We start from the raw sequence: 882 nt of genomic DNA on the forward strand, positions 1-882 counted from the left end.
CCTCGCCCGTGACGTTGCGGGTGCGCACCGTAAGGTCCCCGCCGGCGGGCATCGCGTCGCGCGCATTGACGGCGAGATTGACCACCACCTGCTCGAACTGGCCGATGTCGACCTTGACCGGCCACAGATCGCGACCGTGGTCGATCTTCAGGCGGATGTCGTTGCCGACGAGGCGGGCGAGCAGCATTCTGAGGTCGGCCAGGACATCGGTCAGATTGAGCACTTCCGGGCGCAGCGTCTGCTTGCGCGAGAAGGCGAGCAATTGCCTCACCAGAGACGCCGCGCGGTTGGCGTTCTGCTTGATGTTCATGATGTCGGGGAAGGACGGATCCGACGGACGGTGGTTGGTGAGCAAAAGGTCTGACGCCATGATGATGGCGGTGAGCACGTTGTTGAAGTCGTGCGCGATGCCGCCGGCAAGCTGGCCGACCGCCTGCATTTTCTGGCTCTGCGCCATCTGGCCCTCGAGCGCCTTCTGTTCGGTGGTCTCGACCGCGTAGACGATGGCCGACTCCTCAGCCCCCTCGGCGCCGGCGCTGTCGGCCACAGCGTTGACGTAGAAGCGGATGTGGCGCTCGTCATTGCCGGGCAGCAGCGAGTCGATCGGCTCGATGTTGGCCTGGCGCTGTCGCGCCTTTTCGAAGGCGGCGGCAAAGGCCGGCCGGTCGCGCTCATGCACGACGCTCTCGAAGCGCACACGCCGGTCGACGGCGTCGCGGTCGACGACGGATGAAAACAGCGACAGGAACGGCGCGTTGGTGCGCAGGATGCGTCCGCTGGCATCGACGCCGGCAATCGCCATCGGCGTCGAGTTGAAGAAGCGGGTGAAACGGACCTCCGAGGCGCGCAGATCGGCGGAAGCGTCTTCGCCCTGGGTGCGGT

Annotated in this window: 1 protein-coding gene; it reads right to left on the reverse strand. The window is 66.1% G+C overall.

Going from position 1 to position 882, the window contains the following annotated elements; genetic code table 11:
• On the reverse strand, positions 1-882 hold an 882-nt coding region (locus tag EOA38_RS37800; protein WP_148669497.1), incomplete at both ends, for a histidine kinase dimerization/phospho-acceptor domain-containing protein.

Source organism: Mesorhizobium sp. M1E.F.Ca.ET.041.01.1.1 (genome assembly GCF_003997355.1).
GTDB lineage: Bacteria > Pseudomonadota > Alphaproteobacteria > Rhizobiales > Rhizobiaceae > Mesorhizobium.